General features: G+C 54.9%; 8 protein-coding genes and 2 pseudogenes. 4 read left to right on the forward strand and 6 right to left on the reverse strand.

Annotation, left to right across the window (positions count from 1 at the left end; all coding sequences use genetic code 11):
- Positions 1-178, reverse strand: a pseudogene (locus ADK28_RS31365) (DUF2591 family protein); the annotation flags it as partial.
- A gap of 170 nt (positions 179-348) precedes the next feature.
- Here ADK28_RS31365 and fos point away from each other — a divergent pair.
- Positions 349-756, forward strand: coding sequence for a fosfomycin resistance glutathione transferase (gene fos, locus ADK28_RS08135; protein WP_015378164.1), 408 nt, complete (start codon positions 349-351; stop codon positions 754-756).
- 39 nt (positions 757-795) lie between these two features.
- On the opposite strand, the gene ADK28_RS08140 is transcribed toward fos, so the two are convergent.
- Together ADK28_RS08140 and ADK28_RS08145 are read right to left on the reverse strand one after the other, a co-directional pair.
- The gene (locus tag ADK28_RS08140) at positions 796-1,071 is read right to left on the reverse strand and encodes a YebO family protein (RefSeq protein ID WP_033640075.1); all 276 of its coding nucleotides are present in this window, start codon (positions 1,069-1,071) and stop codon (positions 796-798) included.
- 81 nt (positions 1,072-1,152) lie between these two features.
- The gene (locus ADK28_RS08145; RefSeq protein WP_004927688.1) at positions 1,153-1,311 is read right to left on the reverse strand and encodes a PhoP/PhoQ regulator MgrB; all 159 of its coding nucleotides are present in this window, start codon (positions 1,309-1,311) and stop codon (positions 1,153-1,155) included.
- 161 nt (positions 1,312-1,472) lie between these two features.
- On the opposite strand from ADK28_RS08145, the gene ADK28_RS08150 reads away from it, so the two are divergent.
- The gene (locus tag ADK28_RS08150) at positions 1,473-1,706 is read left to right on the forward strand and encodes a YobH family protein (RefSeq protein WP_004927690.1); all 234 of its coding nucleotides are present in this window, start codon (positions 1,473-1,475) and stop codon (positions 1,704-1,706) included.
- Positions 1,707-1,746: 40 nt separating this feature from the next.
- Here ADK28_RS08150 and ADK28_RS08155 read toward each other — a convergent pair whose 3' ends face one another.
- Positions 1,747-1,986 (reverse strand): DUF2766 family protein, encoded by a 240-nt coding sequence (locus ADK28_RS08155; protein WP_004927692.1) that lies wholly within the window; start codon positions 1,984-1,986, stop codon positions 1,747-1,749.
- A gap of 185 nt (positions 1,987-2,171) precedes the next feature.
- Here ADK28_RS08155 and ADK28_RS08160 point away from each other — a divergent pair, with 185 nt between their 5' ends.
- Both ADK28_RS08160 and ADK28_RS29905 read left to right on the forward strand, forming a co-directional pair.
- The gene (locus ADK28_RS08160) at positions 2,172-2,384 is read left to right on the forward strand and encodes a YccJ family protein (protein WP_004927694.1); all 213 of its coding nucleotides are present in this window, start codon (positions 2,172-2,174) and stop codon (positions 2,382-2,384) included.
- Positions 2,385-2,830: 446 nt separating this feature from the next.
- Positions 2,831-3,217 carry a helix-turn-helix domain-containing protein gene (locus tag ADK28_RS29905; RefSeq protein ID WP_004927697.1) on the forward strand — a complete coding sequence of 129 codons (387 nt, stop codon included), beginning with the start codon at positions 2,831-2,833 and terminating at the stop codon, positions 3,215-3,217.
- A gap of 36 nt (positions 3,218-3,253) precedes the next feature.
- On the opposite strand, the pseudogene ADK28_RS08165 reads toward ADK28_RS29905, so the two are convergent.
- Positions 3,254-3,592, reverse strand: a pseudogene (locus ADK28_RS08165) (DUF1304 domain-containing protein); the annotation flags it as partial.
- A gap of 427 nt (positions 3,593-4,019) precedes the next feature.
- The coding region (locus tag ADK28_RS29910; protein WP_275452764.1) for a pirin-like C-terminal cupin domain-containing protein at positions 4,020-4,216 on the reverse strand (197 nt) is incomplete at its 5' end.

Here is a 4,216-nt window from a genome sequence, read left to right on the forward strand (position 1 = left end):
TGTCGGGGTTCAGACTGATTTTGTTGGCGCAAATGATCGGCCAGGCATCGGAGGGATTCTTGCAGTAATCTTTACCTTTCACACCACCGTAGGGATACCACTTGTCCGGGTTCTCTCCGGTCAGCAGCGCAATGCTGCGGTTCACTTCGGCATCGCTTTCTTCGTACCATTTAATCATCGGCTTCATCCATCTTTCGTAAGGTTCGCGCTACATTACGATGTCTGTACGACAGTTTTATGACAGCGCCGCCGGTTTTCACATTATCTCTACTAATGCTTTGTCCCCTTTATCTTTCCTTAGCGCCTGCGTAAACTTTTCGCCCTGTTCAGCGCCCAGAGAACGCATGTATGTTGACCGGCCTTAACCATCTGACGCTCGCCGTCAGCAATCTCGATCGCAGCTTCGATTTTTATCGTCATCTGTTGGGATTTATCCCGCACGCCCGCTGGCAAGGCGGCGCCTATCTTTCGTTAGGGCCGTTGTGGCTATGCCTGTCGCTGGATGAAACGCGCATGCAACAACGCGAGCGCGATTACACCCATTACGCCTTCAGCGTTGCGCCGGAACACATTGAGCAGGTCAGCGAGCGGTTGCGCCAGGCCGGCGTCGAAGAGTGGAAAAGCAATCGCAGCGAAGGCGAATCACTCTATTTTCTCGATCCCGATGGGCATCAATTGGAGATCCATGCCGGCGATTTGGCCAGCCGCCTGGCGGCATGCCGGGAAAAGCCGTATCAGGGCATGGTGTTTTACTGAGGCGCCCCGGCGACGCAGCCGTCGGCCGGGGCATCATGCTCAACGTTCGGGGATGAAACCTTTGAAATCCAGCGCGGGGTTGAGATCGTCGTCAGCAGCAGCGGCGCCGTCTGCGCCGGCGCGGTGCGCCATACGCTTCAACAGCGCAGTTTGCTGGCGTTGTTGCTCGGCAATCTCCTGCAGCAGGCGAATCTGCTCGTTGGCGCGCACGCTGGCGCGGTTCACCAGGAACCAGACCCACAGCCCGGCCAGCAACGCCACGGCGGCGAGGGCCAGCGACAACAGGCCGTTCTGGCCAAAACCTAAATCGTACATGGACAACCCTATCTACTGCGAAATTCAGGCCGCCATCTTAACACTCGCGGCGGCCGTGCGAACATCCCTGCCAAAAATTGCTTACCAGGGCACGAAGCGGGTCACCGAACAGATGCCCAACGCAAAATTTCCACCATCGTCGCAATAGCTGTCCAGCGCCAGCAGGTAGAAAAACAGGCAGGCAGCGACGGCCGTCATTATCACGAGGATTTTTTTTCGCAACAAATTTAGCAGCCTCATTGTTATCTTGGTAATCTATCGCGCATGTTATCACAGCGAAGTTAAACGAAGTTTAACTTTCCGTTTAGATTTCTGGCTATCGCCCGGTTTTCAGACTGTTACCCTTGCCCTCGCATAGGCGCCGTGGCTAGATGAACCCTCAGGGATAACGAGGAAATACGATGAGCAAATTGATTAAGTGGGTATTGGTGTTGGCGGTCATTTACGGCGGCTTTTTGATCTCGGGCTACGGCGTGCTGATCGGCAGCAACAAAAACGTTGGCGGGTTGGGATTGCAGTGCAAATACCTGACGGCGCGCAACGTGGCGATCGCCCAGTACGTGAATGGCGACAACGGTTTCATCGGCGTAGCCGACTGCCCGCTGTTCAAGAAAATCGAAACGGTGGTGGATTAACCGCCACCGCCCGACGCCGCCGCTCTGCGGCGGCCCCGCCTCAGTTGCGGGTAAACTTCATCTCGATCAGCGCAATCGCCTTGTCAATCGCTCGGCGGGTCACCGGATCGGCGCCGGCAGGATGCGTGGAGAAATCGATGCTTTTGAGCTGACCCGCCATCTTGTCGCGCACTTCGGTCGGCGCAATCACGTCGATAACGTCCAGAATCTGTTTGATGACCAGTTGGCAAGCGACCAGATCGGAAGCCAGTTCCTGCTCGTTGCTCAGCATGTCAGACATAATAAATTTCCTTCTTGATTCAAACGCCGCACAGAATAGCATGGCGTCCGCGCCATTGCCCGCTCTCCCCGTCTTTTTCCCCCATTCTGCGCACCGGCGGGCAAAAGCCTGCGGCGGATTGGCCTATACTTGCTGCATGGCGGTGGTAAAAACCACCCACAAGCCACAACCAACAGGAGAAAGTTATGGCGAATCACAATGTGAAATCCTGGGCGACAGTGCGTGAAACTTCGGTGGAAATCGCCGAAGCCATTTTTGAGCTGGCAGGGAACGATGAAGTGTTGGCGCAGAAAATCTGGGAAGAAGGCAGTGATGAGGCGCTGGAGAAGGCCTTTGCCAAAACCACCGCCGACCAGCTTTATTGGGGAGAGGAAACCGTCGAGCGGAAAAACGTTTGAGCGGTTACGCAACAAAAAGCCCGGGTTTCTGACCCAGGCTTTCCCGATTAGCGCTCGCCCCGCTCAGCGGCGTGCCTGTCTTCTTGCTCTCACGGTTCTTCACCTCCCACACCTTCCGCATTTTTCATGCTCATCACCGGCGTCGCCATAAAAGCGCCGACGCCCACGATTACAACCAGAGTAATAATCACTGTCATTAACATGCGATCACCCCATCAACGTTGAGTTGTTACGGCTGACTCTGTTTTGGCGGTTCTTGCTGCGGCTTTCTTTGCGTCCCCCACCGCGGCGGCGACAGTCCCAGATTAGCCGTTTTTCCTTTCGGCTGACAAGCGGCGGTCAAACGGTTTTTCCGAATAATTGCCCCCCGTCACCGGCGGCATTTTTGTCCACGGCGGCAAGTTGTGTATACTTCACCGCTATGTAGGTCTCACACTGACGCACTGATGATACAAGAACACCACCTCTCGTTGGTCTGCGCCCTCAGCAAATGGGTCGAAACTCACCTCGGACGAGTGATCCATCTCGAAGAGCTGGCCGAGTACTCCGGCTACTCGCTGTGGCACATGCAGAAGCTGTTCAAAGAAGCGACAGGGATTTCGCTCGGTAAATACATTCGCGAACGCCGTCTGGCCGGCGCGGTCTATCAACTGCGCAGCAGTGAAGCGTCGATCTTCGACATCGCCCTGGACTTTGGCTTCGGTTCTCAGTCCCACTTCACCTACATGTTCAGAAAGCGTTTTAATATCACACCCTATGATTTCCGCCAGGATTTGAGCGTTGATCTGCACATCGATCCGCCGCTGCACGTCATTCACCAAAAATCCGCCTGAAGCCCGCCGCAAATCGGCGGGNTAACGCGCCCCCCAGACCGCCAGCATCGCGATCGCGGCCGGCAGCGCCTGCACCCACAGAATTTTGCGGCTGGCGCTCAACCCGCCGAACACCCCGGCCGCCAGCACACACCCGAGAAAGAACAGCTGCAGTGCCATATCCTCACGCCAGTAGCTCCATGCCAACCCCAAGGCCAGAAAGCCGTTGTACAACCCCTGATTGGCGGCCAACACCCGCGTGGCTGCGGCGAACTCCGCCGTTGTGCCGAATGCGCGCCTGCCGAGTGGCGTACGCCACAGGAACATTTCCAACACCAGGATATAAAGATGGAGCGCTACGATGAGCAGCAGCAAAATATCGGCAAAGAACTTCATGGTGGTTCCAGTCGTTTATTGAAGATGTCATCAATTATAAACTCCTTCGCTCACCACCCTATCGGCGGAGATAAAAAAACCCGCCGAAGCGGGTTTATGCAGGAGTCATTTTTTGAGGTTAGTTTAATACGGCGACCAACAATGCCGCGACAGAGACCCAAAACAGCGCCGTGGCAACCACGACATGGGACAATCTTGCACGATAAAGTACCTGGCTCATAATGACCTCACTGACATCTGACTAACGGGAGACAACCTGACTTCCTGAGGATTATCCTAAACTTCTTCTCACTGTCGTTATATGCGCCAGATCACTTTTCCGCCGAGAACCCTTATATTGTCGTAAAGCTGGAGCCGCGATCACATTAATTACGCCTTATTAGAGCGAAATAAGCCGAATAATCGCGGCGATTATATCCTAACGCTATCAAACATCGTTCCAAGGCAGGCGTGGTGCGGTCATGCGCTCACCAGAATAACCGCTAACCGTCGGGAAACGCGGCGCGCCTTGTTCCCAATCATGCTGAGCCCGAGTAATTTCAGCCTTGGTATGGCCAACGAAATTCCACCAGATAAGGATCTCTTCGTTTCTGTTGCCAGAACAGACGCTCAACGCCCCAGAAA

Origin of the sequence: Serratia sp. 506_PEND (genome assembly GCF_001076875.1) — a bacterium.
In the GTDB taxonomy this organism is placed as follows: domain Bacteria; phylum Pseudomonadota; class Gammaproteobacteria; order Enterobacterales; family Enterobacteriaceae; genus Serratia; species Serratia marcescens.